General features: G+C 70.3%; 27 protein-coding genes and 1 tRNA gene. 13 read left to right on the top strand and 15 right to left on the bottom strand.

The features are described from left to right. Nucleotides 1-421 precede the first annotated feature (421 nt). Complete coding sequence (locus ACIRRY_RS46505; RefSeq protein ID WP_403985560.1) at nt 422-751, top strand: hypothetical protein; 330 nt, start codon at nt 422-424, stop codon at nt 749-751. A gap of 145 nt (nt 752-896) precedes the next feature. Here ACIRRY_RS46505 and ACIRRY_RS46500 read toward each other — a convergent pair whose 3' ends face one another. Together ACIRRY_RS46500 and ACIRRY_RS46495 are read right to left on the bottom strand one after the other, a co-directional pair. Continuing rightward, on the bottom strand, nt 897-1,535 hold the full coding sequence (locus tag ACIRRY_RS46500) for an RDD family protein (RefSeq protein WP_403985558.1): 639 nt from the start codon (nt 1,533-1,535) through the stop codon (nt 897-899). A gap of 89 nt (nt 1,536-1,624) precedes the next feature. Further along, nucleotides 1,625-3,157 carry an RDD family protein gene (locus ACIRRY_RS46495; RefSeq protein ID WP_403985556.1) on the bottom strand — a complete coding sequence of 511 codons (1,533 nt, stop codon included), beginning with the start codon at nt 3,155-3,157 and terminating at the stop codon, nt 1,625-1,627. Nucleotides 3,158-3,422: 265 nt separating this feature from the next. Here ACIRRY_RS46495 and ACIRRY_RS46490 point away from each other — a divergent pair, with 265 nt between their 5' ends. After that, entirely contained in the window at nt 3,423-3,896 is a 474-nt protein-coding gene (locus ACIRRY_RS46490; protein ID WP_403985554.1) for an SsgA family sporulation/cell division regulator, read from the top strand. 25 nt (nt 3,897-3,921) lie between these two features. Here ACIRRY_RS46490 and ACIRRY_RS46485 read toward each other — a convergent pair whose 3' ends face one another. Then, a complete protein-coding gene (locus ACIRRY_RS46485) occupies nt 3,922-5,328 on the bottom strand; it encodes an FAD-binding oxidoreductase (protein WP_403985712.1) in 1,407 nt (468 codons plus the stop codon). Nucleotides 5,329-5,420: 92 nt separating this feature from the next. Between ACIRRY_RS46485 and ACIRRY_RS46480 the strand changes: the two genes are divergently transcribed. Then, a complete protein-coding gene (locus ACIRRY_RS46480; protein WP_403985552.1) occupies nt 5,421-6,917 on the top strand; it encodes a tetratricopeptide repeat protein in 1,497 nt (498 codons plus the stop codon). A 9-nt stretch (nt 6,918-6,926) separates the two neighbouring features. Here the strand turns inward: ACIRRY_RS46480 and nthA are convergent, their stop codons facing one another. Genes nthA through hppD form a run of 5 tightly spaced genes read right to left on the bottom strand, consistent with a single transcriptional unit; the run spans nt 6,927 to nt 10,160 of the window. After that, nucleotides 6,927-7,508, bottom strand: a complete 582-nt coding sequence (nthA, locus tag ACIRRY_RS46475; protein WP_403985550.1) for a nitrile hydratase subunit alpha — start codon at nt 7,506-7,508, stop codon at nt 6,927-6,929. Further along, nucleotides 7,498-7,806 carry an SH3-like domain-containing protein gene (locus ACIRRY_RS46470; RefSeq protein WP_403985548.1) on the bottom strand — a complete coding sequence of 103 codons (309 nt, stop codon included), beginning with the start codon at nt 7,804-7,806 and terminating at the stop codon, nt 7,498-7,500. The genes nthA and ACIRRY_RS46470 overlap by 11 nt, the downstream gene beginning before the upstream one ends. Continuing rightward, nucleotides 7,799-8,080, bottom strand: coding sequence for a hypothetical protein (locus ACIRRY_RS46465; protein ID WP_329250681.1), 282 nt, complete (start codon nt 8,078-8,080; stop codon nt 7,799-7,801). Before ACIRRY_RS46465 ends, ACIRRY_RS46470 begins: the two co-directional genes overlap by 8 nt. 26 nt (nt 8,081-8,106) lie before the next feature. After that, entirely contained in the window at nt 8,107-8,973 is an 867-nt protein-coding gene (locus tag ACIRRY_RS46460; protein ID WP_403985545.1) for a Teichoic acid biosynthesis protein C (Precursor), read from the bottom strand. 32 nt (nt 8,974-9,005) lie between these two features. Then, nucleotides 9,006-10,160, bottom strand: coding sequence for a 4-hydroxyphenylpyruvate dioxygenase (gene hppD / locus ACIRRY_RS46455; RefSeq protein WP_403985543.1), 1,155 nt, complete (start codon nt 10,158-10,160; stop codon nt 9,006-9,008). A 126-nt stretch (nt 10,161-10,286) separates the two neighbouring features. Here hppD and ACIRRY_RS46450 point away from each other — a divergent pair, with 126 nt between their 5' ends. The 7 genes from ACIRRY_RS46450 (at nt 10,287) to ACIRRY_RS46420 (ending at nt 15,294) form a co-directional block, all read left to right on the top strand. Continuing rightward, nucleotides 10,287-10,769, top strand: coding sequence for an Lrp/AsnC family transcriptional regulator (locus tag ACIRRY_RS46450; RefSeq protein WP_403985541.1), 483 nt, complete (start codon nt 10,287-10,289; stop codon nt 10,767-10,769). A gap of 12 nt (nt 10,770-10,781) precedes the next feature. Next, nucleotides 10,782-11,429 carry an ABC transporter permease gene (locus ACIRRY_RS46445; RefSeq protein WP_403985539.1) on the top strand — a complete coding sequence of 216 codons (648 nt, stop codon included), beginning with the start codon at nt 10,782-10,784 and terminating at the stop codon, nt 11,427-11,429. Then, a complete protein-coding gene (locus ACIRRY_RS46440) occupies nt 11,422-12,666 on the top strand; it encodes a betaine/proline/choline family ABC transporter ATP-binding protein (RefSeq protein ID WP_403985537.1) in 1,245 nt (414 codons plus the stop codon). The genes ACIRRY_RS46445 and ACIRRY_RS46440 overlap by 8 nt, the downstream gene beginning before the upstream one ends. Further along, complete coding sequence (locus ACIRRY_RS46435) at nt 12,663-13,469, top strand: ABC transporter permease (protein ID WP_403985535.1); 807 nt, start codon at nt 12,663-12,665, stop codon at nt 13,467-13,469. The genes ACIRRY_RS46440 and ACIRRY_RS46435 overlap by 4 nt, the downstream gene beginning before the upstream one ends. Then, a complete protein-coding gene (locus tag ACIRRY_RS46430) occupies nt 13,466-14,422 on the top strand; it encodes a glycine betaine ABC transporter substrate-binding protein (RefSeq protein ID WP_403985533.1) in 957 nt (318 codons plus the stop codon). Before ACIRRY_RS46435 ends, ACIRRY_RS46430 begins: the two co-directional genes overlap by 4 nt. A 95-nt stretch (nt 14,423-14,517) precedes the next feature. Beyond that, nucleotides 14,518-15,090 (top strand): ArsR/SmtB family transcription factor, encoded by a 573-nt coding sequence (locus ACIRRY_RS46425; RefSeq protein ID WP_403985531.1) that lies wholly within the window; start codon nt 14,518-14,520, stop codon nt 15,088-15,090. 12 nt (nt 15,091-15,102) lie between these two features. Beyond that, on the top strand, nt 15,103-15,294 hold the full coding sequence (locus tag ACIRRY_RS46420) for a hypothetical protein (RefSeq protein ID WP_403985529.1): 192 nt from the start codon (nt 15,103-15,105) through the stop codon (nt 15,292-15,294). On the opposite strand, the gene ACIRRY_RS46415 is transcribed toward ACIRRY_RS46420, so the two are convergent. The 4 genes from ACIRRY_RS46415 to ACIRRY_RS46400 form a co-directional block, all read right to left on the bottom strand. Continuing rightward, a complete protein-coding gene (locus ACIRRY_RS46415) occupies nt 15,291-16,085 on the bottom strand; it encodes a S16 family serine protease (RefSeq protein ID WP_403985527.1) in 795 nt (264 codons plus the stop codon). The two genes, ACIRRY_RS46420 and ACIRRY_RS46415, sit on opposite strands and share 4 nt — an antisense overlap. A 65-nt stretch (nt 16,086-16,150) precedes the next feature. Continuing rightward, nucleotides 16,151-16,792, bottom strand: a complete 642-nt coding sequence (locus ACIRRY_RS46410) for an IclR family transcriptional regulator (protein WP_200689931.1) — start codon at nt 16,790-16,792, stop codon at nt 16,151-16,153. 427 nt (nt 16,793-17,219) lie between these two features. Continuing rightward, nucleotides 17,220-19,016: a DEAD/DEAH box helicase gene (locus ACIRRY_RS46405; RefSeq protein WP_403985524.1), complete on the bottom strand. Its 1,797-nt coding sequence runs from the start codon at nt 19,014-19,016 to the stop codon at nt 17,220-17,222. A gap of 154 nt (nt 19,017-19,170) precedes the next feature. Continuing rightward, nucleotides 19,171-20,676, bottom strand: coding sequence for an MFS transporter (locus tag ACIRRY_RS46400; protein WP_403985522.1), 1,506 nt, complete (start codon nt 20,674-20,676; stop codon nt 19,171-19,173). 188 nt (nt 20,677-20,864) lie between these two features. Here ACIRRY_RS46400 and ACIRRY_RS46395 point away from each other — a divergent pair. Next, a tRNA-Cys gene (locus tag ACIRRY_RS46395) sits at nt 20,865-20,939 on the top strand. 61 nt (nt 20,940-21,000) lie between these two features. On the opposite strand, the gene ACIRRY_RS46390 is transcribed toward ACIRRY_RS46395, so the two are convergent. After that, nucleotides 21,001-21,897: an aminoglycoside phosphotransferase family protein gene (locus tag ACIRRY_RS46390; RefSeq protein WP_403985520.1), complete on the bottom strand. Its 897-nt coding sequence runs from the start codon at nt 21,895-21,897 to the stop codon at nt 21,001-21,003. A gap of 127 nt (nt 21,898-22,024) precedes the next feature. On the opposite strand from ACIRRY_RS46390, the gene ACIRRY_RS46385 reads away from it, so the two are divergent. Then, nucleotides 22,025-22,405 carry an antibiotic biosynthesis monooxygenase family protein gene (locus ACIRRY_RS46385; RefSeq protein WP_403985518.1) on the top strand — a complete coding sequence of 127 codons (381 nt, stop codon included), beginning with the start codon at nt 22,025-22,027 and terminating at the stop codon, nt 22,403-22,405. 141 nt (nt 22,406-22,546) lie between these two features. Further along, nucleotides 22,547-23,143, top strand: a complete 597-nt coding sequence (locus tag ACIRRY_RS46380; protein WP_403985516.1) for a DUF4328 domain-containing protein — start codon at nt 22,547-22,549, stop codon at nt 23,141-23,143. 28 nt (nt 23,144-23,171) lie between these two features. On the opposite strand, the gene ACIRRY_RS46375 is transcribed toward ACIRRY_RS46380, so the two are convergent. Together ACIRRY_RS46375 and ACIRRY_RS46370 are read right to left on the bottom strand one after the other, a co-directional pair. After that, entirely contained in the window at nt 23,172-24,359 is a 1,188-nt protein-coding gene (locus tag ACIRRY_RS46375) for an SUKH-4 family immunity protein (RefSeq protein WP_403985514.1), read from the bottom strand. Between the two features lie 201 nt (nt 24,360-24,560). Further along, complete coding sequence (locus ACIRRY_RS46370) at nt 24,561-25,037, bottom strand: phosphotransferase (RefSeq protein WP_403985512.1); 477 nt, start codon at nt 25,035-25,037, stop codon at nt 24,561-24,563. Between the last annotated feature and the right edge of the window lie 90 nt (nt 25,038-25,127).

The raw sequence follows: 25,127 nt of genomic DNA, 5'->3' as shown, positions 1-25,127 counted from the left end.
TGCGTACCCGACCGCGCGGAAGGGGGGGTCCTGGAAGTCATGGAAGGTCCGCGCGCGGTGTACGCGTGATAGTCAAGTGACGTTATTTGACTAGAGGTTTACGGGAAAAGACAGACCTTGACTTGAGCAGGACAAGTGCACTATGCGAAGCCGGGGTCCGCTTTACGGACACGCACGGGCGACTCGCGTATCGCTCAACAGGCGCGTGCATCCGTCCACTTGGTGGACGGTATGACTCCGTGCGCCCCCCATGCTCCGGAGCTGTGTGTTAGGTCATGCTTACTGCACGTTCCACTCGGGCATGCAGGCGAATAGAGTCGATTGGCGGATCGCCAGGAACCCGGCGGAAAGCCAGGCCGACATCCTTGTCGCACCCCCCTTTCACAGCTCCCCTCCATCGCCTAACGAGGACTCGATTGCCATGCCTCGTCCGACCGCCGCACAGCTCGCCTACGGTTCGTTCACCGTGATCTTCTCGACGCTCGCCATGCTGCTGCTGTCACAGACGAACTCCGGTCTGGGGATCGCGGTCATCGCATGCGCGGCGCTCGCCCTCGGACTGCTCGTCTCCCTGACGGTGCCGCAGCCGAAGACCCGCGCCCGGGCAGCGGCCCGGACCGCCGTCCAGACCGCGGTCCCCGCCCCCGTGCCGGCCGTTCCGCAGCGGGCACGGGTGTCGGTACGGCGGGAGACCGTCTCCGCCGCCGCCATGTCGTCCGCGCAGCCGGTACGGGAGCGGAGCACTCCCTAGACCAAGCACAAGCCCCGGCTCAAGTTCACGCTCGACCACGCGAATCGGCGGGTCCGTTGACGACGGACCCGCCGATCGCTGTGTACGGCCCCGGGTGGTGCCCCCGGTCCGCTCACCTCGGCACGTGCCGATCAACGCGTGCCGATCAACGCGTGCTGACCACCACGGTCTTGGCCGCCTTGTCGTGCAGCCCCTGCTTGTACGGCTTGTCGAAGAAGCTCCAACCGCCGCTGATCGCCGTCCAGATGCAGGCGCAGCAGAACGCGAACGGGATCCACAGCACCGCCGCGCGGATCAGGTTGGTCTGCACGGACGGCGTCGACCCGCTGTCGAGGTCGGCCACGCGCAGGCCCAGCCACTTCTTGCCCAGCGTCTGCCCCGACTTGGCGAGCATCACGGTGTCGTAGCCGATGTAGAGCACGGCCGCGACGAGCGACTGACCGAGGGACTTGGCGTACGACGCGCCGTCGGAGCCGACGTCGTACTCGTGGACGCCGAAGGCCCAGGTGACCAGCCAGACGACGATGCCGACGAGGATCATGTCGATGATCCGGGCGAGCGTGCGGCGGCCGCTGTCGGCGAGCGGGGGCATGCCGGCGAGGGGGTCGGTGGGGTACGAGCCGCCGCCGTAGGGGTCACCGCCGGCGCCGCCGTACGGAGGGGGCTGGTTCCCGTAGGACGGGTCGTACGGTGAGCCCGATCCCTGGCCAGGAGGGGGCTGCTTCCTGAACGGGTCGTCTTCCGGCGGCTGCTGGCCGGAGCCCGGAGGCGGTTCGGTGCTCATGGGCCGAGTCGACCGCGAACCGTGCGGCTCCGCATCCGGCGAGCGGCCGTCCGGGGTACGGAATCAGGTACCCCGGATGCCGTACCCCGCTATCCCGCCACGAACGTATGTGCTGCCTTGTCGTGCCAGCACTGGCGCCAGGGCCGGTCGAACAGACCCCAGGCGACACCGACGATCCCGATGCCGAGCAGCCCCGGGACGCTGTACACGAGCCAGCGGCGCAGCGCCCCGCCGAAACCGGGCGGCTCGTGGCTCTCGATGCCGCGCACCTGAAGACCGCAGAGCTTCTTGCCCAGGGTGCGCCCCCACTTGGCGGTGGGCAACGCCTCGTAGAGGACGCCGAAGACGAGGATCACGGCGAGGACGATGCCCAGGTAGGCGCCCGTCGTGCCGTCCAGCAGCCAGACCGTCTCGGTACGGCCGGAGAGCTTGGCCGCGTCGATCTTCCCGTCGAGGTGGTCGACCGCCCTGGTGCCCAGCGGTACGGCGGCCACGGCGGTGACCGCGCCGAGCACGACGGTGTCCACGAGCCGGGCCAGCAGCCGCTTGCCCAGCCCCGCGGGCCGCGCCGCCGACTGCCGCCGGGCCGCCGCCTGGAACACGTCCTCCACGGGCGGCTTCCAGGGCGTTACGGGCCCCTCCTCGTCCCCCGCCAGCCGGTGCACCCGCTGCGCCCAGGAGGGCTGTCCGCCGCCGACACCGGGCGCCATGGGCATCCCCGCGGCGGCGCCCTGCGGCTGCGCCGGGCCGGGTTGCTGGGGGACGCCGGGGGCGGGCTGCTGGGGGCCGGAGAGGGCCGTGGAGGCGCCGGGCGCGGAGCCGGCGGCACCGGTGCCCGCCGGGGCCGCCTGGGCCTGTGCGGCGGCTCGGGCGGCGGCGGCTTTCCCGGCGCCGAAGCCGGGGCCGGAGGGGTCGGTGGAGGGCGTGTTGCCAGCGGGGTTCTGCGGGCCGAAGCCACCGGCCCCGTCCGGCGAACCGAAGCCACCGGCACCCGAGTTGGACCCCGCCGCACCTTGCGAGCCGAAACCGCTGCCGGCCGACCCGGACGAGCCGAAACCGCCGGCGCCCGCGCCGGACCCCGCCACACCCGGCGCACCGAAACCACCCGCGCCCGAGCCGGCCCCGGCCGGGCCCTGCGCACCGAACCCGCCCGGTGCCCCCGCGCCCCCGCCCTGCGCCCCCGGCGCCCCACCCTGTTGGGGTGTGCGCGGGGTCGGGCGGCGGAAAGTCGTCGTGCCCTCGTCCTGGGCGGAGTTGTCGGCGGGCACCCTCGGGTCCGCGCCCGCTCTCGGGTCCGGGGCGCCCCAGGACACACGGCGGTCCTGGTCGGTGCCGAAACCGGACTGGTGGGCGCGGTCGGCGCCCCAGGCCGTCGCCGGTTCGGGGCGGCTGCCGTGCGGGGCCTGCCCCGGCGCGGGGTCCTCGTCGAAGAAGTGCGGCCCGGTCTCCTCGACGGACTGGCCCGGCTCGCCGAGGGGCAGGCCGTCCGACGGCGCCGGGCGGCTGGTGCCGGGCACCCAGGCCGCGCCGTTCCAGTACCGGACATAGCCAGGAATGGACGGGTCCGGGTAGTACCCCTCGCGGGGCCTGTCGTCACCGGGTGCCGGCGTTGGGGCGCTCATGTCCGTCGTCCCGTATCTGCTCGGAGGTCGAATGAGGGTGTCCACATCTACCAGACCCGTGCGGCCGCCACTGCCCGTCCCGCCGGACCTGCCCCTTTCCGGGCAACCTCGGGCACGGAGTCCACACACCCCGAAGCCCCGCGAAGCCTTGGCGACGCCGCGCGGAAAAAAAGTTTCCCGAAGTCGCGTAATGCTTCCGCCCGCACGCCCTCTCCACTCGTACGGGCCCACCGCGGGGCCCCGTGAGCGAGAGGGGACGTACGTCATGCACACAGTCGTAGAGCGGGAGTTGGAGCTACAGCTCATCCTGTCGCCGGAGCGGAGCATTCCGGTCCCGGCCCGGCTCAGCTATCGGACCGACGACCCGTACGCCGTGCACATCTCCTTCCACATCAACTCCGAGAACCCGGTGAACTGGACGTTCGCCCGCGAGCTGCTCGTGGAGGGCGTGTTCCGGCCGTGCGGCCACGGGGACGTGCGGGTGTGGCCGACGAAGGTGGAGCGGCGCAGTGTCGTCCTGATGGCGCTGAGTTCACCCGACGGCGACGCCCTCCTCCAGGCCCCGGCGGCCCAGGTGTCGGCGTGGCTGGAGCGCACCCTGCGGGTGGTGCCGCCGGGCTCTGAGGCGGAGCAGCTCGGCATCGACGACGGCCTCGCCGAGCTGCTCGCACCGACCCCGGCCGACGACCTGTGGCTGCGCGACCCGTGGCCCTCGGACGAGTCGAGGGACGGGGAGTGAGCCGTGGCGGGACCGAGGTCGCGGTTCAGAACAACTTGCCGGGGTTGAGGATCCCCAGCGGGTCGAAGGCCGTCTTCACCGCCCGCTGCATCTCGACGCCGACCGGGCCGAGCTCGCGGGCCAGCCACTCCTTCTTCAGGACACCGACCCCGTGCTCGCCGGTGATGGTGCCGCCGAGCTCCAGGCCGAGCGCCATGATCTCGTCGAAGGACTCGCGGGCCCGCCGGGACTCGTCGACGTCCTGCGCGTCGAAGCAGACGGTGGGGTGCGTGTTGCCGTCACCGGCGTGCGCGCAGACGCCGATCGTCAGCCGGTACTTCTCCGCGATCCGTTCCACCCCTTCGAGCATCTCGCCGAGCCGCGACCGGGGCACGCACACGTCGTCGATCATCGTCGTGCCCTTGACCGCCTCCAGCGCCGTGAGCGACAACCGCCGCGCCTGGAGCAGCAGTTCGGACTCGGCCGCGTCCTCGGCGGGCACCACCTCCGTGGCTCCGGCGGCCGTGCAGAGGGCTCCTACGGCGGCCAGGTCGGCGGCGGGGTCCGGCGTGTCGAAGGCGGCGAGCAGCAACGCCTCCGTCGTCTCGGGCAGTCCCATGTGCGCCAGGTCGTTGACGGCCTTGACGGTCGTACGGTCCATCAGTTCGAGGAGGGACGGCACGTGCCCGCCTTCCATGATCCGGCACACGGCGTCGCAGGCGGCCGCCGCCGACCCGAACTCGGCGGCCAGGACCAGCTGTTGGGGCGGCTGCGGCTTCAGCGCCAGGATCGCCTTGACGACGATCCCGAGCGAGCCCTCCGAGCCGACGAACAGCCGGGTCAGGTCGTACCCGGCGACCCCCTTGGCCGTACGCCGGCCGGTACTCATCAGCCGGCCGTCGGCGAGGACGACGTCCAGGCCGAGGACGTACTCGGCCGTCACCCCGTACTTCACACAGCACAGCCCGCCGGACGCGGTGCCGATGTTGCCGCCGATCGTGCACATCTCCCAACTGGAGGGATCCGGCGGGTAGTAGAGGCCGAGTTCGTTGACCGCGCGGGAGAGCGTCGCGTTGATGACGCCCGGCTCGACGACCGCGATGCGGTCGACCGGGCTGATCTCCAGGATGCGGTCCATCTTGACGAGGGACAGCACGACGCAGCCCTCGGAGGCGTTGGCCGCGCCCGACAGGCCGGTGCGGGCGCCCTGCGGGACGACCGGTACGCGCAGTTCGGTGGCGACGCGCATGACGTGCTGGACCTGCTCGACCGTGCGCGGCAGCACGACGGCGGCGGGGGTGCCGGACGGGCAGAAGCTCGCCATGTCGTTGGCGTACGCGACCGTGACGTCCGGGTCGATGACGACGGCCTCGGCGGGCAGCCCGGCCAGCAGCCGGTCGACGAGGGTCCCGGTGTCCTGGTCGCGCGGCGCTTCGATACGGCTCATGATCACAGCGTCGCACTCGCGGCCATCGGTGTGAACCCCGTCCACGCACGGCTTCGGGTGCCGGGATGTGGTCGTCGTACTGACGCAGAGTGAGCGCCATGGAGAACGAACAGCGGAGCCCGGGCACGTCCCTGGTGGCGGAACCGCGCAAGCGCCGCTCCCCCGTGCTGCGCCGGGTGCTGATCGCCTCGGTCGCCGGGTGTGCCGTGGTCGGCGGGCTGCTGTGGCTGCTGCCCGAGGAGCCGCGTCCGGCGCCGCCGCCCGCGCCGGGGCCCAAGGCGCAGGCGCTGACCGCGGTGACGGCGGGGGTGCCGGCCGCGCTGCCGGACCTGGCCGCGCTGATCGGCGACCGGGAGACGCGGGTGCGGGTCCATCCGCGGGACGCGCGGTCGTGGGCGGTGCTCGGCTCGGCCTATGTGGAACAGGGGCGGCGGACCGGGGACACCCTGTACTACCCGAAGGCCGAGGACGCCCTGCGCACCGCGCTGAAGGTGCGCGCGAAGGGCAACGACGCGAGCGCCGTGGCAATGGACGGTCTCGCGGCCCTGGCCAACGAACGGCGGGACTTCCGTACGGCGCGCACCTGGGGCGAGGCCGCGCTGAAGGCGGCGCCGCGGCGGTGGACGACGTATCCGCTGCTGATCGACGCGTACACCGGCCTCGGCGACTACAAGGCGACCAAGCGCACCCTCGACAAGCTGCTGGACCTCCACACCGGGCCCGCCGTGATGGCGCGGGCCGCCGCCGTCTACCGCAACCGGGGCTGGCGCGAGGACGCCGCCGCCCAGCTCGCCGACGCGGCGGCGAAGGCCACCGCCCCCGCCGAACAGGCCGCCTGGCTGGAACGCGCCGGGGAGCTGGCCTGGGAACGCGGGGACCGCGAGGTCGCGCTACGGCACTTCGAGGCGGCCGTACGACTCGATCCCGACCAGCGGGAGGCGCTGGCCGGTGAGGGGCGCGCGCTCGCGGCGCTGGGGCGTACCTCGGAGGCCCTGAATGCCTACCAGGTCGCCCTGGCCAAGCAGCCGACCCCTCAATACGCCCTGGAACTGGGCGAGTTGTACGAGTCCCTCGGTCTCGGCCAGGCGGCCCGCGTCCAGTACGACACCCTGCGCGCCCTCGCCGCCAAGGACGAGGCGGCCGGGGTCGACGACGAGTTGGTCCTCGGCGTCTTCGAGGCGGACCACGGCGACGCGCGGGAGGCCGTACGGCGGCTGCGCGGCGAGTGGACCCGGCAGCCGGGGATCGCGGTGGCCGACGCGCTGGGGTGGGCGCTGCACCGGGCCGGGCAGGACGAGGAGGCGCTGAAGTTCGCGTCGGTGGCGACGGACAGGGTGCACGGGGGCGGGGTGCGGGACGCGCGGTACGCGTTCCATCGGGGCATGATCGAGCAGGAGTTGGAGAAACCCGCGTCCGCGCGCCGGCACCTCCAGGAGGCGCTGCGCATCAACCCGTACTTCTCGCCGCTGCAAGTGCCGTTGGCGCAGCGGGCGTTGGCGGCGCTGGGCGAACCGACCGACGAGCCGCTGCCCTCGGACAAGGACGGCCAGGAGAAGGAAGGGCAGGACAAGGAGCAGGAGAACAAGGCGCGTTGAGGCCCCCGGTCAGACCGCCGCCGTGCCGATCAGCGCGTTGCGGGTGACCAGGGCGGCGAGTTCGTCCTCGGTCAGTGACTCCGTGCCCGCGGGCCGGAGCGGCAGGACCATGTACCGCGTCTCCGCGCTGGAGTCCCACACGGTGATGTCCGTGGGCGCGGGCAGTTGGAGGCCGAACTCGGCCAGTACGGAACGGGGTTCGCGGACCACGCGGGAGCGGTAGGCCTCCGACTTGTACCAGCCGGGGGACGGGCCGAGGAGCCCGAGCGGGTAGCAGGAGCAGAGGGTGCAGACGATGACGTTGTGGGTCGTGTCCGTGTTCTCGACGACCCGGAGCCGCTGGAACGAGCCGTCCATGAAGCCGAGTTCCTGGACGGCGGCCGTGCCGTCGGTCAACAGCCGTTCCCGGTAGGCCTCGTCGGTCCAGGCACGGGCCACGACCCGGGCCCCGTTCGCCGGTGACGCGCCCGCGAGGAACGCGTCGAGCACCTCGTCGACCGCCCCGCCCGCGACGATCCCCTTCTCCTCCAGCAGGGTCTCGAGCCGCCGTACCCGCCGGGAGACCGAGGCGTCCTCGTGGTCACCGCTCATCGACCGCTCCCTCATCGTGTTCCGCTTCGCACGCTTCCAAGTAGCTTTCCCACAGGTCCAGTACGACGTGGTGGTCGCCTTCGCCCCACAGGTCGCGGGCCGCGAACCGCACGGCGTACACCTGCTCCACCGGCGCGTCCCCGCTCCCCCGCGCACTGACGTCGGCCAGCTCCGCGCGCCCTTCCGGTTCGACGACGACGCCCGACTTGCCGCGCGCGTACCGGGGCAGGCGGGTGTGGTGCGGCGGGTCGTGCGGGAAGGTCCGTACACGGGTGCCGGGCGGGAAGCGGTCAGTCATCCAACTCACCTGGTTCGAGTACGCCTTTGCGTTCCAGCAGGGCGGTGATCGCGGTGAACCAGCGTTCGTAGTACGACATCGAGAGGTACGCGGCGGGCGGGATCGCCTCGATCGCGTCGCGGAACTCGTTGGTGTTGAAGATCCCTTGCGCGCGCAGGGCGTTGAACAGCCCGACGACCCGCGCCTCCCAGTCGGCGTGGAAGGGCTCGGGGTCGTCGGTGGTGTCGATGGCACCGAAGCCCTGGGTGCCGCCCACGTCGTTGATCCTGGCCATGGGTGCAGCGTAGGCCGTGTTCGGGGCTACGGCTTGATGCAGAGCGAGAACCGCCGTGTGCCCGCCTCACCGGACGCGAACCCCATGCACAGGCGGGTACTGGGCTCGGTGCGGACGGCGAGGCCCTCCGGTTCGCGGTGGGTGAGGGTGTGGCCGGCCTCCGTGCGGGACTGCTGGACGAGTTCGCCTGTGCGGATGTCGAGGCAGGAGACGTAGGTGTTGCCGTGGCGCGCGGGCGGGTTGGTGGTGGAGTCGTAGGCGGTTCCGGCCAGTTGGTAGAGGTGGTCGCCGTCGAGGGCGTAGCCCTGGAACGGGATCCTCGGGTCCGGGTGGGCGCCGGTCTGCGCGATGTCGGCGAGGGGCGTGGCGTAGTCACGGGCGACGAAGGCGTCCAAGTCCCAGACGCGATAGCGGGGTCGGTTCGCGAGGCGGTAGCGGATGGCGATGCGCTTCGAGGCCATGCAGACCGTGGGCTGGTTGTTGGTGGAGTTCGCGATCGGCTTGCGGATCGCGACGTCGGCGGCGGTGCGGACCGCGCCGTTCGCGAAGTGGAAGCGGGTGACGGCCTGGCCGTAGGCGCCTCCGGAACCGGTCTTCGCGGCGGCCTCGGTCCAGATCCAGACGTCGCCGTCGGAGGTGTTCTGCACGCCCATGCCGACTCCGTGCCCGAAGCCCTGGAGGTGCATGTGGCCGAGCGACCTGCCCGTGTAGTCGAGCTGGTTGAGGCAGAGGTGGCCGGCGTCGGCGCCGCCCGTTCTCAACTGGAGGACGTACAGGCGCCGGTGGACCTCGTCGAAGGCGAACGACTGGAGGACCGTGGGCTCGTGCAGGGTGCCCTTCTGCCACAGCCAGCGCACCGCCGGTGCGGACAGGTCGATCGGCGCGTCGGCCACGGTCCTCCCAAGTCCCTTGCGGGACCCGTGCGTTACAGGTTGCCCCGCTTCTCCTGCTCCCGCTCGATCGCCTCGAACAGCGCCTTGAAGTTGCCCTTGCCGAAGCCCATCGAGCCGTGTCGCTCGATGAGTTCGAAGAACACCGTAGGACGGTCCTGGACCGGCTTGGTGAAGATCTGGAGAAGGTATCCGTCCTCGTCGCGGTCGGCGAGGATCTTCAGTTCGCGCAGGGTCTCGACCGGGACGCGGGTGTCGCCGACCCATTCGCCGAGGGTGTCGTAGTACGAGTCGGGGGTGTCGAGGAACTTGACCCCGGCCGCGCGCATCGTCCGTACCGTCCGCACGATGTCGTTGGTGTTGAGGGCGATGTGCTGGACGCCCGCGCCGCCGTAGAACTCCAGGTACTCGTCGATCTGGGACTTCTTCTTGGCGACGGCCGGCTCGTTGATCGGGAACTTGACCTTCAGGGTGCCGTCGGCGACGACCTTCGACATCAGCGCGCTGTACTCGGTCGCGATGTCGTCGCCCACGAACTCCTTCATGTTCGTGAAGCCCATGACCTTGTTGTAGAAGCCGACCCACTCGTTCATGTGGCCGAGTTCGACGTTGCCGACGCAGTGGTCGATGGCCTGGAACGTGCGGTGGGCGGGCGCCTCGACGAGGGGGTCGGCGGGGGCGAAGCCGGGGAGGTACGGGCCGTCGTAGTCCACGCGTTCGACGAGGGTGTGGCGGGTCTCGCCGTAGGTGGCGATCGCGGCGAGGACGACCGTGCCGTGCTCGTCCTTCAGCTCGTGCGGCTCGGCGAGCGAGCGGGCGCCGTGCTCGACGGCGTAGGCGTACGCGGCGCGCGCGTCCGGCACCTCGATGGCGAGGTCGACGACGCCGTCGCCGTGCTCGGCCACATGGCGGGTGAGGAACGCGCCCCAGGGCGTGGCGGGCCTGATGACGGAGGTGAACACGAAGCGGGCGGAGCCGTTGGTGAGCACGTACGAGGCGGTCTCGCGGCTGCCGTTCTCCGGTCCGGAGTAGGCGACCAGGGTCATGCCGAAGGCCGTGGAGTAGTAGTGCGCCGCCTGCTTGGCGTTGCCCACGGCGAAGACGACCGCGTCTATTCCCTTCACCGGGAAGGGGTCGGCCTGCCGGGCGGTGTCGGGAGTGTGGTGAGTGTTCGCAGAGATGACAGCCATGGGCGCAGGCTCCCGCTCCTTCGCAAGGTGCGCAATAGTTCGCGTATCTGCTGGGCATTGTGTTCAGTGGTACGACCGTTTCGGCGGGCTTTCTGTACAGGATGACCATCCTCGGAGGCGGACACCATGGGCATCGATCGTCTCGACGGCCGGATCATCGTGCTGCTGGCCGAGGAGCCGCGGATCGGGGTGCTGGAGATGTCCCGGCGGCTGGGGGTGGCCCGGGGGACGGTGCAGGCGCGGCTGGACCGGCTTCAGTCGAATGGAGTCATCCGCGGGTTCGGCCCGCAGGTGGATCCGGCGGCGCTCGGCTACCCGGTCACGGCGTTCGCGACGCTGGAGATCCGGCAGGGGCAAGGCCCGGACGTCCGGGCGCACTTGAGAGCCGTCCCGGAGGTCCTCGAACTGCACACCACGACCGGCAGCGGGGACATGCTGTGCCGGCTGGTGGCCCGCTCGAACGCCGATCTTCAGCGGGTCATCGACCGGGTTGTCGGTTTTGATGGCATTGTCCGGGCCGCCACCGCGATCGTGATGGAGAACCCCGTTCCGCTGCGGATCATCCCGCTGGTGGAGCAGGCGGCCGAGGATGTGGACCGGCCGATGTAGGGGTGTGGGCATGTGAGCTTCTGGGAGTACGTGGGCAACCGGCACCAGCAACTGCTCACCGACGCCTACCAACATGCCAGCGCGGTCTTCCAGTGCATGGTCGTGGCCACCCTGATCGGGGTGGTGATCGGGGTCGTGACCTATCGGAGCGAGTGGGCGGGCAATCTGGCCACCACCGCCACGTCGACCATCTTGACCATTCCGTCGCTCGCCATGATCGGTCTGCTCATTCCGATCGTGGGTCTTGGCGTTCCGCCCACGGTGATCGCTCTGACCCTGTACGGCCTGCTGCCGATCGTCCGTAACTCGATCGTGGGGCTGCGCGGGGTCGATCCGTCCCTGGTGGACGCGGCGAAGGGCATCGGGATGTCCCGGCTGATGCGGCTCGCGCGGGTCGAACTGCCGCTGGCCTGGCCGCCGATCCTGACCGGTATCCGGGTCTCCACCCAGATGCTGATGGGCATCGCGGCCATCGCGGCGTACGCCTCCGGGCCCGGCCTCGGCAACGAGATCTTCCGCGGCATCGGCTCGCTGGGCAGCAAGAACGCCCTCAACCAGGTGCTCGCGGGCACGCTCGGGATCATCGTCCTGGCGCTGCTGTTCGACGCCGCGTACGTCCTTCTCGGACGGCTGACCATTCCCAGGGGGATCCGTGCCTGAGCCGGCGACCAGCACCTCCGGTGCCTCCATCGAACTGGAGAACCTGACCAAGAAGTACCCGGGCACTCCGCAGCCGGCCGTCGACAGCGTCAACATGGAGATCAAGGCGGGCGAACTGGTCGTCTTCGTCGGGCCCTCGGGCTGCGGGAAGTCCACCACGCTCAAGATGATCAACCGGCTGATCGAACCGACCGGCGGCCGGATCCGCATCGACGGCGAGGACGTCACCGACATCGACCCGGTGAAGCTGCGCCGCAAGGTCGGCTACGCGATCCAGTCGAGCGGGCTCTTCCCGCACATGACCGTCGCCCAGAACATCGCGCTGGTGCCGAAGATGATCGGCTGGTCGAAGTCCCGGATCAGGAACCGGGTGGAGGAGATGCTCGACCTGGTCGGGCTCGACGCCGGCGAGTTCCAGGGCCGCTATCCGCGCCAGCTCTCCGGCGGGCAGCAGCAACGGGTGGGCGTGGCACGGGCATTGGCGGCGGATCCGCCGGTGCTGCTGATGGACGAACCGTTCGGCGCGGTCGACCCGATCACCCGCGATCACCTCCAGGACGAGTTGATCAGGCTCCAGCACGAACTGCACAAGACGATCGTCTTCGTCACCCACGACTTCGACGAGGCGATCAAACTGGGCGACCGGATCGCGGTGTTGCGCGAACGCTCGCACATCGCGCAGTTCGACACCCCGGAGGCGATCCTCACCAACCCGGCGGACGACTTCGTGTCCGGGTTCGTGGGCGCCGGGGCCGCCCTGAAGCGGCTGAACCTCACCCGGGTACGGGACGTGGAGATCACCGACTACCCGACAGTGACCGTCGACGACCCGCTCCAGACCATCTTCGACAGGCTCCGGGACAGCGGCACCAACGAGATCCTCCTGCTCGACAAGCGCGGCCGACCCTACAAGTGGCTGCGGCGCGGCGACATGATGCGCGCCAAGGGTTCGCTGGCCCGGGCGGGGACGCTGGTCAGCGACACGGTGACGCGGGACGCGACGCTCCGGGACGCGCTGGAGGCGGTGCTCACGGACAACGCGGGGCGGGTCGCGGTCACCGGGCGGCGCGGCGAGTACACGGGTGTCGTCGACATGGAGACGCTGATGAACTCCGTGCAGGAACTCCTGGAGGCCGACCGGCTGGAGGCGATGGAGTCGCAGCACGAGCTGGAGGAGGCCCGGGCCCTCCAGACGCACGCCGAGCAGGAGGGCGCCGGAGGGGGGCGGGACACATGACCACCACTCCCGAGCTGGACGAGGAGGAGGAGACGGAGGCCCCCGTGCCGCCGACTCCCCCGAAGCGCCGGATCACCTGGCAGAAGCTGACGATCCTGCCCGCGTTCCTGGTGGCGGTCCTGCTGGCGACCTGGCTGTGGTTCAACCAGGCGCACCTGGACGCCATTTCGGAGAACGCGCTCTCCAACGGCCAGGTGAGCAAGGCCCTTTGGCAGCATGTCCAACTGACCGTGATCTCCACGTTCTTCGTGCTGATCATCGCGATCCCGCTGGGCATCCTGCTGACCCGCGGGGCGTTCCGGAAGGCCGCCCCGGTGGCGATGACCTTCGCCAACATGGGCCAGGCGACCCCGGCGATCGGCCTGTTGGCCCTGCTGGTGATCTGGCTGGGCACCGGCGAGAAGGCGGCCCTGATCGGCATCATCATCTACGCCGTCCTGCCGGTGCTCTCCAACACGATCGCCGGACTGAAGGCCAACGACCCGACTTTGCTGGAGGCGGCCAGGGGTATCGGCATGTCCCAACTCGGCGTCCTGGGACGGGTGGAGCTGCCCCTCGCGGTCCCGCTGATCCTGGCCGGTGTCCGAACGGCCCTGGTCCTCAACGTCGGTACGGCGACCCTGGCGACCTTCGGCGGGGGCGGCGGCCTGGGCGTCCTGATCACCACCGGCATCACCACCCAGCGGATGCCCGTCCTGGTCCTCGGCTCGATCCTCACGGTCAGTCTCGCCCTGCTGGTGGACTGGCTGGCCTCCCTGGCCGAACTGATGCTGCGCCCACGGGGGTTGGAGGTGGGCACGTGAAGCGGACCTGTCTGGTGACGGTCGGTGCGCTGATCGTCGTCTCCGGCTGCGGACTGACCAGCGGCTCCCCCATGGTCGACGACGTCAGCCCCGGCACGATCGGGCGCGGCGAACCGCTCAAGGGCGCCCATCTCACCGTCACCTCCAAGGAGTTCACCGAGCAGCTCATCCTCGGCGCGATGATGGGCATCGCCTTCGAGGCGGCCGGCGCGGATGTCCTCGACCGGACCGGCATCCAGGGTTCGATCGGCGCGCGCGAGGCCGTCAAGTCCGGTGACGCGGACGGGATGTACGAGTACACCGGCACCGCGTGGATCACCTACCTCGGCAACAGCGAGCCGATCACGGACCCGATGAAGCAGTGGGAGGCGGTCCGGGACGCCGACCTCAAGAACGGCCTGACCTGGCTGCCTCCCTCCGCCCTCAACAACACGTACGCGCTCGCGATGAACCAGGCCAACTTCAAGAAGTACGGCACGAGGACGCTCTCCGAGGTGGCCGCGCTGGCCGCGAAGAACCCGGGCGCGGTGACGGTGTGCGTGGAGAGCGAGTTCGCCAACCGCGCGGACGGGCTGCCGGGCATGGAGAAGGCGTACGGCATGGATCTCCCGGCGAAGAACATCACGCAGATGGACACCGGGATCATCTACACCCAGGTGAAGAAGGGGAGTTGCACGTACGGGGAGGTCTTCACCACGGACGGCCGCATCAAGTCGATGAACCTCGCGGTGATGGCCGACGACAAGAAGTTCTTCCCCAACTACAACGCGGCGCCCGAGATCAACACGAAGGCCCTGAAGAAGTGGCCGGCGATCGCGAAGGTCCTGGACCCGGTCACGAAGAAGCTGAACAACACGGTGGCGCGGACGCTGAACGCGAAGGTGGATGTCGGCGGGGAGGATCCGCATCAGGTGGCGTTGGACTGGATGAAGGCGGAGGGGTTGGTGAAGTAGGGGGCGTCGAGGCGTAGTTGGCGAGGGTCGGTTACCAAGAACTGGTTGCAAAGAAGGTGTTGCAACTAGTTCTTTGCAACGCTACCTTTGTACGCATGCAGGAGCCCGAAGCAGCCAAGTACCGCAATCTCGACGCCCGTTCGCTGCGCGGGCTCGCCCATCCGCTACGGATGCAGCTGCTGAACGCGCTGCGCCGGCACGGACCGGCCACCGCCTCGATGCTCGCCGAGCGGCTGGGCGAGTCCAGCGGAGCCACCAGCTACCACCTCCGCCAGTTGGCCGCGCACGGGTTCGTCGAGGACGCCCCGGAGCGCGGCAAAGGGCGGGAGCGCTGGTGGCAGGCGAGCCACGACGGCATCGGCTTCGACGAGAACCTGCTCCTGGACGCCGACCCGACGGTCCGCGGCGCGGCCGACACCTTCCTGCACGAGGTGGCGACCACCCACTCCCGCGAGCTGTCGACCTGGGTCGGCACCCGCGAGGACTGGCTGCCCAACTGGTCCCACTCCACCGACATGAGCGACTGGACCGTACGGCTGACACCCGAGCGCACCCGTGAACTCGTCGGAAAGATCCACGAGTTGCTCGAGAACTACGTGGACGAGGACGCACCGGAATCGGAAAGGGTGCGCTTCCACCTGCACGCCTTCCCCATCGAATCAGAGTGAGAGGCAACGCCCATGCATCCCGAGACCCATCTCGCGCTGCACCACACCCGCGCCGCCGAGCTCCAGGCCGAGGCCGCGGCCCATCGGCTCGCCGCTCGGGCCAGGCAGCCCCGTGAACTCCGTACCCGGCTCGGCTGGACCCTCGTAGAAGTGGGTCTGCGGCTGGCCGCCGCGCCGAACAATCCGAAGCCGGCCGTCGCCTAGCAGCCCGGCACGGAACCCTTTCCCGTCTCCAACGCCTTCAGCGCACTCACCGCGCCCTTCAGCGAGGTGACCGCAACCAGCCGTAGACCCTTGGGCAGTTCGGACTTGGCGTCCGAGCACTCGGCCTTTGGGACGAGGAACACCGTCGCTCCGTCGCGGCGCGCGGCCTGGGTCTTCAGGGCCACTCCCCCGACCGCGCCCACCGTGCCGTCGGTGCCGATCGTCCCCGTACCGGCGATGGTGCGACCGCCGGTGAGATCGCCCCCGCTACCGTTGCCGTTCAGTTTGTCGATGATCCCCAGGGTGAACAGCAGACCCGCGCTGGGACCGCCGACATCGGCGAGCGTGAGCGTGACCTTCACCTTCTTGTCGCTGAGGTTCAGGTAGGTGAGCGCGGCCGTGGTCGCGTCGTCCTGCGACTCCTGCATCTGCTGGGTGTTGTGCTGCTCGATCTCCTTGACGCTGTTACCGCTCGGGTAGACCGAGTCACGCGGCATGACCGCCCGATCGGTACGGAACCAGCTGTCGATCACATCGCTCAACGAGACGTGCTGATCGGGTCCGGTCGCCTCGATCGTCGTCATGCGCAACTGACCGCTCGTCGTGCGCACCGGCGCCCCGGAGATCGTGATCACCGGGGTGCCCTTGTTCTCGCCGAGCACGTTCGCGGTCAGACCGGGCTGCGCCAGCGAGAAGGGCAGCGGCGCGAGGCCCGCCGTGGCGAGCAGTGCCACGACGGGCAGGGCGCAGACGGCTACGGCCTGGGGGCGCGTGAGGCGAGAGAGGAGCACGGGATCAATCTAACGCGACGGTCACTTCCGGCCGGGCGCCGGTCACCCGCTGTCCGTGAACGGCCTCAGCGCAGCGCCTCCGCGACCTCGCGCGCCGCGTCGACGACCCGCGGCCCCACCCGTTCGGGCACCGCGTCGGCCAGCATCACCACACCGACGCTGCCCTCGACGCCCGTGACCCCGAGCAGTGGTGCCGCGGCGCCACTCGCTCCCGCCTCCAACTCCCCGTGCGTCAAGGTGTATCCGGGTTCGTCGGCGGCCCGGTGCCGGGCGGCGAGTATCGCGCGGCCGGCGGCTCCCCGGTCCAGGGGGTGGCGGAAACCGGCGCGGTAGGCCACGTGGTAGTCCGTCCAGGTCGGCTCGACGACCGCGACGGCGAGGGCGTCCGCCCCGTCGACCAGGGTGAGGTGGGCGGTCGCCCCGATGTCCTCGGCCAGCGACCGCAGCGCGGGCAGCGCCGCCTCCCGTACCAGCGGATGCACCTGGCGGCCGAGCCGCAGCACCCCGAGCCCGACCCGGGCCCGGCCACCCAGGTCACGGCGTACGAGTGCGTGCTGTTCGAGGGTGGCCAGCAACCGGTACACCACGGTCCGGTTGACGCCCAGTTTGTTGGACAGTTCGGTGACGGTCAGCCCGTGGTCCGTATCGGCCAGCAGTTTGAGGACGCGCAGTCCCCGGTCGAGCGTCTGGGAGGTCTCCGCGGTCACGACGCCCACTCCTTAAGTGGTGAGGTCGGCGGCCCCCTCGCGGCGGATGCGTCACCGAGTCCCGTCAGTGACGCGCTACAGAGGCCGCCGATCGGCGAGGCGGCCCGGCGAATCCGGGCCCAGTCGCTTCACGGCTGCGCTCCGCGGCGGCGCTGCCACGGGGCGTGTGCGTAGCGGGACACTAGCGAAGGCGGTTCGCTGAGCGGAAGTCTCCGTCCAGAATCCGGTCACCGACTGGTACGGACCGGTTCACTTGATGCCGATATGCCCTGACCTGGGATATCGGCGGCACGCGTCCGCCGGGCGGGCCGGCTCGGCGGCCGACAGCGGAGGGGGTGCTGGAGGCTGGGGTCATTTCTAACCACTGTCGCGCGCTTTGACCGGTTAGAAATGACCCCAGCCTCCAGAGGGTGCGGGGTCGGACGGGTCAGTGCATGCGCGTGGCCCACTCCTGGACCTTCGCGATGCGCTGCCGCAGCTGCCCGGCCGTGGCCTCGGCGCTCGGCGGGCCGCCGCAGGCGCGGCGCAGCTCGGTGTGGATGACGCCGTGCGGTTTGCCGGTCTGGTGGACATACGCGGAGACCATGGTGTTGAGCTGTTTCCGCAGCTCCATCATCTCCTTGTGCGAGACGACGGGCCGCCGCTCGGCGGGCAGTTCCAGCAGGTCGGCCTGGTCGTCCGGCTTCTTGCGGCTGTGCGCGATCTGCCGGGCCTGCCGCTTCTGGAGCAGCATCTGCACCTGGTCGGGTTCGAGGAGTCCGGGGATACCGAGGTAGTCCTGCTCCTCCTCGCTCCCCGGGTGCGCCTGCATACCGAACTCGGCGCCGTCGTAGAGCACCCGGTCGAAGACGGCCTCGGACTCCAGCGCCTCGAAGGCGAACTGCTCCTGCTCGCCGGTGTCCTCGTCCTGCTCCTTGTTCGCCTCGTCCATCTCCTTCTCGGACTCGGCGTACGGGTCCTCCTCGCCCTCCTTCTTGGGCTTGTCGAGGGCGTGGTCGCGCTCGACCTCCATCTCGTTGGCGAAGGTGAGGAGATCGGGGACGGTCGGGAGGAAGACGGAGGCGGTCTCGCCGCGCCGCCGGGACCGCACGAAGCGGCCGACGGCCTGGGCGAAGAAGAGGGGGGTGGAGATCGTGGTGGCATACACACCGACGGCGAGCCGCGGTACGTCGACCCCCTCGGACACCATTCGAACGGCGACCATCCACCGGTCGTTGCTCGCGGCGAAGTCGTCGATGCGCTTGGAGGCGCCGGTGTCGTCGGACAGGACGACGGTCGCCTTGGAGCCGGTGATCTCGCGGATCAGCTTGGCGTAGGCGCGCGCGGAGTCCTGGTCGGTGGCGATGACGAGGGCGCCGGCGTCCGGGATGCCCTTCCGGACCTCGGTCAGCCGCTGGTCGGCGGCGCGCAGCACGCTCGGCATCCACTCGCCGCGCGCGTCCAGCGCCGTACGCCAGGCCTGACTGATCGCGTCCTTGGTCATCGGTTCGCCGAGCCGCGCGGCGATCTCGTCGCCGGCCTTGGTCCGCCACCGCATGTTGCCGCTGTAGGAGAGGAAGATGACCGGCCGGACGACATGGTCGGCGAGCGCGTTGCCGTAGCCGTAGGTGTAGTCGGCGGAGGACCGCCGGATCCCGTCGTTCCCCTCTTCGTACGTCACGAAGGGGATCGGGTTGGTGTCGGACCGGAACGGCGTACCGGTGAGCGCGAGCCGCCGCGTGGCCGGCTCGAACGCCTCCAGGCACGCCTCGCCCCAGGACTTCGAGTCACCGGCGTGGTGGATCTCGTCGAGGATGACCAGGGTCTTGCGCTGCTCGACGCGGTTGCGGTGCAGCATCGGGCGCACACCGACGCCGGCGTAGGTGACGGCGACGCCGTCGTAGTCCTTGCCGAGCGGCCCGGCGCTGTACTCCGGGTCGAGTTTGATCCCTATCCGCGCGGCCGCTTCCGCCCACTGCTTCTTCAGGTGCTCGGTCGGCGCGACCACGGTCACCTGCTGCACGACATGGTGGTGCAGCAGCCAGGAGGCGAGGGTGAGCGCGAAGGTCGTCTTCCCTGCACCGGGGGTCGCGACCGCGAGGAAGTCCCGCGGCTGCTCCTGGATGTACCTCTCCATCGCACCTTGCTGCCAGGCACGCAGCTTGCCGGCGGTGCCCCAGGGGGCGCGGCCGGGGAAGGCGGGAGAGAGGTGGTGGGAGCTGGAGGAGGCGGCGGTGGTAGTCACGGTCTCCGGGTTCGGGAGTAGGGCGGCTCGGCTACGGGTCACGTACGGCATCGGCTACGTATGACAACCGGGCCACCCTACCGGCGGGCCGACCGTGTCAACGTGCGGACGACGCCGGGGCGGGCGGGGATGGGACTGAGGTCACACCGGTGGTTCAGCCAGGGCCCGCAGCGGCTCCCCGATCGCTTTGACCTCGTCCAGCCCGCACCCGCGTGGTCACCCACGCCCCCACCAGCGCCACCCCCGCCATCGGCAGGAACACGGCCGCGAAGGCACCCGGATGAGAACCACCACTCGCTGAACCGACCGCGTGCCCCACCGTGCCACCCCCCAGCGCGCCGAACGCGGCACCCCCGATCGAGAGCAGCACGACGTTGGACAACCCGTCGGAGATCTGCAGCGCCGCGGAGTTGGCACCGGCCTCCGCCGGGGCGGACAACTGGAGCAGCAGCACGCTGGTGGAGGAGATCACCAGTCCCATCCCGAAACACCCGAACCCCCACGCGACCGCGACGATCCACACGGGCACGGCCGGAATGAGGACGCTCGGCGCCCCGGCGATGGCGGCGGCCACCAGCACCATCCCGAACGTCATCAGCCGTTCCCGATACGGCTCCACCCGCGCCCGTGCCTGCACCCACGACCCGAGCGCCCACGTCCCGCCGCCCGCCGCGAGCGAGAACCCGGCCAAGGTCGGCGACAGCCCCCGCTGGGTGACGAGCATCAACGGCACGAAGGACTCGGCCGAGATGAACGATCCCGCGGCCACCCCGCGCAGCAGTACGACGGAGGGCAGCCCCCGCGCCGCCCGATACGTACCACGCGGCAACAGCCCGAGCACGGCGGGCACGAGCAGCGCGACGCCGGCGACGGCCGGGACGAGGGAGAACCATGTCAGATCCTGAGCGGCGTACTGAACGAGCCCGGCACCGACCGAAATCCCCAGGGCAAGCCGGATACGACGCCGGTCGAAGGACCCGGCGGACCGCTGATCCTTCGGGGACACGGACTCGGACACGGGCCCGGCGGCCCGCCGCCGTATCTGAGGGAGGGCGAGGGCGAGCGGAAAGACGACGAGCACCGGAATCCCGAGGAACACCCACCGCCACCCCAGATGCTCGGTCACCGTCCCGGAGGCCAGCGGCCCGACGACGGACGGCACGACCCAACTCGCGGCGAACGCGGCCATGATGGCGGGCCGCAACCGTTCGGAGTAGGCCCGCCCGACGACGACGTAGAGCGCGACGATGACCAGTCCGCCCCCCAGCCCCTGCACGGCCCGCCCCAGGATGAACACCCACATGACCTGAGCGGTCCCGGCCACCACCAGCCCGGCGGCGAAGGCCCCGATCCCGGTGGTCAACGCCCCGAGCGGCCCCCGCCGGTCCGACCACTGCCCGGCGAACACCATCCCGAACAGGCTGGTGGTGAAGTACCCGGAGAACGCGAACGCGTACAACGACACCCCGCCCAGCTCCCGAGCGGCAGTCGGCATCGCCGTCCCCACCGCCGTTGCCTCAAAGGCGATCAGCAGAACGACGGACACGATCCCGACACTGAGCGCCCGATGCGACCGCCCCAACACGGAGTCGTCGCACTCGTCGGCCAGGTCAGGGGCGGTGTCCGTGATGCCGGCGTCACGAGGTTCAAGGACGGTCATGCCCGCCAGCGTAAGGTCCACAGCCCCGGTTGACCCCTGTCGGAAGACGGTCCACCACTGAGACCTTGGTCGTACGACCTTGGGCCCCGCCCCACCGTTCATGAACGCGGCATGGCAGTCCCGTTGCACCACCCCCGGCCCCCTTGCCCGGACCCACCACCCGCCCCTACGGTCGACTCACCGATCACGGCCGTGTGCCCGAGTGGTTTAGGGACTCGCCTGCAAAGCGAGTTACGCGGGTTCGATTCCCGCCACGGCCTCCACCAGTACGTCTGATCTGCGTGTTCTTGGATCGGACGAGGCTTTCGCTGTCTGGGACTTCCGTCAGAGGCCCAGCAGAACACGGTCAAGTGCCGACCGGCCCACAGGTCCCCAGTTCGGCTTGCCGCCGGGCAGGCCCCTGTCCCCGTTCTGCCCCATGAGCATCAGGAAGAGGCTCTTCATGGCGGCCAGTCCGCGGGCTCGTCGGATCGTCGCCTCGTCCGCGTCCGCGTAGATGTCGAAGAATCGCGAGGCGGTGCCCACGGGGAGCAGCAGCCATGCGGCGGCGAGGTCCCACGCCGGATCGCCGGCGAACAGGGCGCCGAAGTCGACGATGCCCGAGAGCGTTCCGTCCGAGACGACGACGTTCGCGGGGTGGAGGTCGCCGTGCACCCACACCGGAGGGCCCTCCCACGCGTGAGCGGCGACCGCGTCGTCCCAGACGGCCCGCACGTCGGGGGCGATGCCGTCGGGGGCGACGGCCCGGAGGAAGTTCTCGAAGCCCTCCGTGCAGTCCTTGGGATGGGCACCGCGGTCCGTGGCGATCGGCGCCGCGGCGGGTGCCTCCACATGGAGCGCCCGGAGGAAACCGGCCAGTGTGTCGGCCGCGTGGGCGCCGCGGCTGATCGAGCCGTGGTCCAGCGGCTCGCCGGGAACCCACGTCATCACGGTCCAGTGCTTGGGGAAGCGCTCGGACGGTTCGCCGAACCGCACCGGCGTCGGCACCGGGAGCGGCAGGCGCGGGGCCAGCACGGGGAGCCACCGCCGCTCGTTTAGCTGGAGTTCCGGGGTGGGGTCCATACGCTGCATGCGTACGGCCAACTCGTCGCCGAGGCGCCACATTTGGTTGCCCCAGCCGCCCGCGACCTCACGGATGGACAGCCCCGCAAGATCTGGATGTTGCTCCTGCAGCAGGTCACGGACCAGGTCCGCGGTGATCTCGATCTCGGTGTCCGTCATACGACGTCACAGTACCGAGACGACAGACAGCAGGCGGCAGGCGGCCGACCGGCAGACCCGGGGTGACGCGGGGCCTCAACTGGCCAGTATTCCTTGATGAGTTCGGCGTCTCCCTTACAGTGCCGCCATGAGCGACGACTCCGAGGTACCCGTCACGCCCGTCAAGGCCTTTGAACCCCCGTACTACGCGGCTGTCTTCACTACGGTGCGGACCCAGGACCAGAGCGACTACCGCGAGACCAACGCGCGTATGGAAGAGCTCGTGAAGGCCATCCCCGGGTTCCTGGGGATGGACCATGCCCAGACTCCGGGTGGGCTGGGGATCACCGTCGGGTACTTCCGGGACGCCGACGCCCTCACGGAGTGGCGGACCGACGTCGAGCACCGTGCGGCGCAGAAGCGCGGGCAGGCCGAGTGGTACCAGAGCTACACGCTGCATGTGGCGAAGGTGGAGCGGAGCCACGGGTTCGTCCGGGCGCAGGCCACGCAGAGCGCCACGGCAGGCTGACCGGCCACACTCGACCCGCGATGATCCCGACCGGAAAGGGCTCGGAAATCGTACTCGCGTGCGGCACCCAGACCCTATGATCACTCAGCCCCGGCGCCCGCCGCAGTCGCACGCACCCGCCCCGAGACAGGCCGAGAGACGATGACGAGTACCGCCCGCAAAGCCCCCCGGCTCCTTGTCCGTTCCGCACAGGTGGCGATAGCCGCGGCCGCCGTGACGGACGTGTTCCGTACGGTGGCTGTGCGGGATCGCTACCTGCACGACACCGATACGTCCGAGTCGGGCTTCGCCTCCATGGTCTTCGTGTACGTGACGACTCTCGCGATCGTGCTGTTCCTCGTGTGGCTCGCCCAAGTCCGGCGCAACGCCGAGGAGTTGTCGCCCGAGGCCGCGGTTCCGAGTCGGGGCCGGACGATCGGCATGTGGTTCGTTCCGTTCGCCCACCTCTTCGTCCCTCGCCAAGTCGTCCTCGACATCGGGCGCGCGAGCTCCCCGTCGTGGGCGGCGAAGCGGGACACGACCCTGGTGAATGCCTGGTGGGTCGCCTGGATCGCGCACTCGCTGGTGCTCGGGTTCGCGGGGCGGCTGGCCCCGGGCTCCATGACCCTCCTCGTGGTGGAGGAGGTCCTCATGGTCGCGGCGGCCCTGCTGGCAGGGCTCGTGATCGAGCGCATCACGGCGTTGCAGGACGCCGCGTTCGATGCCGCCGTTCCCGCCGAATCCCCCGCCCAGGCGTGACCCGGCCGCCCCCACAGCCACCTGCCCCTCAGAGCACCCCGCTCGCCTCGTCCTGGAACGCCTCCGTCCAGTAGTGCGGGTGGTGGCGGTCGGCTGTCCGGGCGGCCGTCCCCGTCGGGTCCACCGAGGACAGCGTCTGGAGCATCGTCGTCGCCAACTGGTCGTACGCCTCGGCCGTCAGCTCGCCCGACAGGTCCGCGTCGATCGCCTTCTCGCGGTGGAGCAGCCAGAGGGTGAAGGCGAGGGTCGAGACGTCCGTGTTGAGAGGAGCCAGTGTCGCTTCCGGCTCGCTCCAGGTCAGGATCTCGCCCGTCGCGCCGTCCACCACCAGGCTGTTGTCCTCCAGGAGGTAGCCGAGGCGGATCAACTGCTCGGCGCGGGGCGGGAGTTCCTCGGCAGGCGCGTCCTCGTAGAACTCGGCGAGGGTGGGGAGCGGGACGTCCGTGTCCAGTTGGAAGAGGAACGCGTCCTCGGGCAGGCCCGTCTGGCGCAGGAAGCCGCGGGTCGGTTCGTGCGTGAGCGTGGCGGGGAAGTCGACCTCTTCGAAGCGCGCGACCGTGCCCTGGCCGAACTCCTGGTCCAGCAGGCGGGCCGGGATGTCGAGGGTCAGCCCCGATGTCGTGCCCGGGCCCGCGACCAGGGCGAGCGGGCGGATCAGGGCCGCCGCCTTCCAGAACGGGGGCACCTCGCCGTCCGTCTCCGACTCGAACACCGCGAGCAGTTGGCGTGATGCCTCCGCCGCCGTCTTCGTACCGTGCCGGCCCTCGTATGACGCGAACTGGCCGCGCAGGCCCGTCAGTTCGTCCGTCGTCGTCGTGAAGCGGGTCAGCGTCTCGATCGACGGGGCCAGCGGGCCGATCTCCATCAGGTCCGGGCGGTCGTGGAAGAAGTACGTCGTCGCGATCTCGTCCGTCTCGCCGTCCAGCAGGATCGACTCCGCCTCCCCGCCGTCGGGTCCCCGGAGCGCGCCTATGACCAGCTGGTCCCGGAGCTCCTCGGCCAGCGAGCCGGGGTCGCCCAGCGAGTCCGCCACCGTCCGCAGGCCCTCCCTGCGCAGCTCCTCGAACGTCAACAGGGCGCTGTCGCCCGGCAGTCCGGGACCTGTCAGCCAGCGGCGCGTCGACGCGTGCGTGATGTACGGATCGAGGTCGTCCTCGGTCAAAGTGATCGTGATCGCCGAAGAGCCGTAGCCCTGTGCGACGCCGGTCCTGCTCATTAGTCCCCCGTGCATGAATCTTCCCCCGTGTGGCACCCGTGTCCCGCTGTCGTCCCCACTGCCCAAGACACTACGCGGCACCACTGACAATCGCCCTGACCAGCGAAAACACATCGGAAGCGGATCGGAAACGCATCGCGAACGCCGCGCAGGGCAGTGGAGAACGCGAATCGTCCGAAACGTCCTCACCCCCTCAGACGCTCAGACCACCCGGGAACGTTCCCGTCCCTCGACGATCGCGTCCACCGCCTCCCCCACCGTGAGCCCGGAGCTGTCCAGCCACAAGCCGATGCGCGGGGTCTCCGTCCGCAGCCCGGCGTCCAACTCCTCGACCGTCCACGCGCCGTAGCCCTTCTTCGCCCGGCCCGCCTCCCGTGCCGTCACGGTCGCCGGGGTCGGCGCGAGGACGATCACGTGCAGGGGGCGGGTGCGGATCAGGTCGACGTACGTCGGCAACTCCGCGCCCAGCACCACGTCCTGGACGACCGCCGTGAAACCGGCCTCCGCGTACGTGTCCGCCGTGGCCGCCGACAGCCGGTACCGCAAGCGGAGTTGGGACTCGCCCTCGCCGCCCGCACCGGGGACGTAGTCCTCGCGGCCGGAGACGATCATCCGCCGGAAGGCGTCACCCCGGACATGCACCGCCCTCGGCAACCTCCCCCACTGCCTTAAAGGCAATGCCGTTGCTTTAGTGGTCGTGCCACCGGTTGTTCAGGGTGACGACGACCGGCGGGCGGCGGCTGCTGGCGGGTTCGCCTGGGGCTTTGC

The organism is Streptomyces sp. NPDC101776 (assembly GCF_044766845.1).
Classification (GTDB): domain Bacteria; phylum Actinomycetota; class Actinomycetes; order Streptomycetales; family Streptomycetaceae; genus Streptomyces.
Note: the sequence above shows the minus strand (reverse complement) of the source record. Positions and strands in the feature narration are given on the sequence as shown.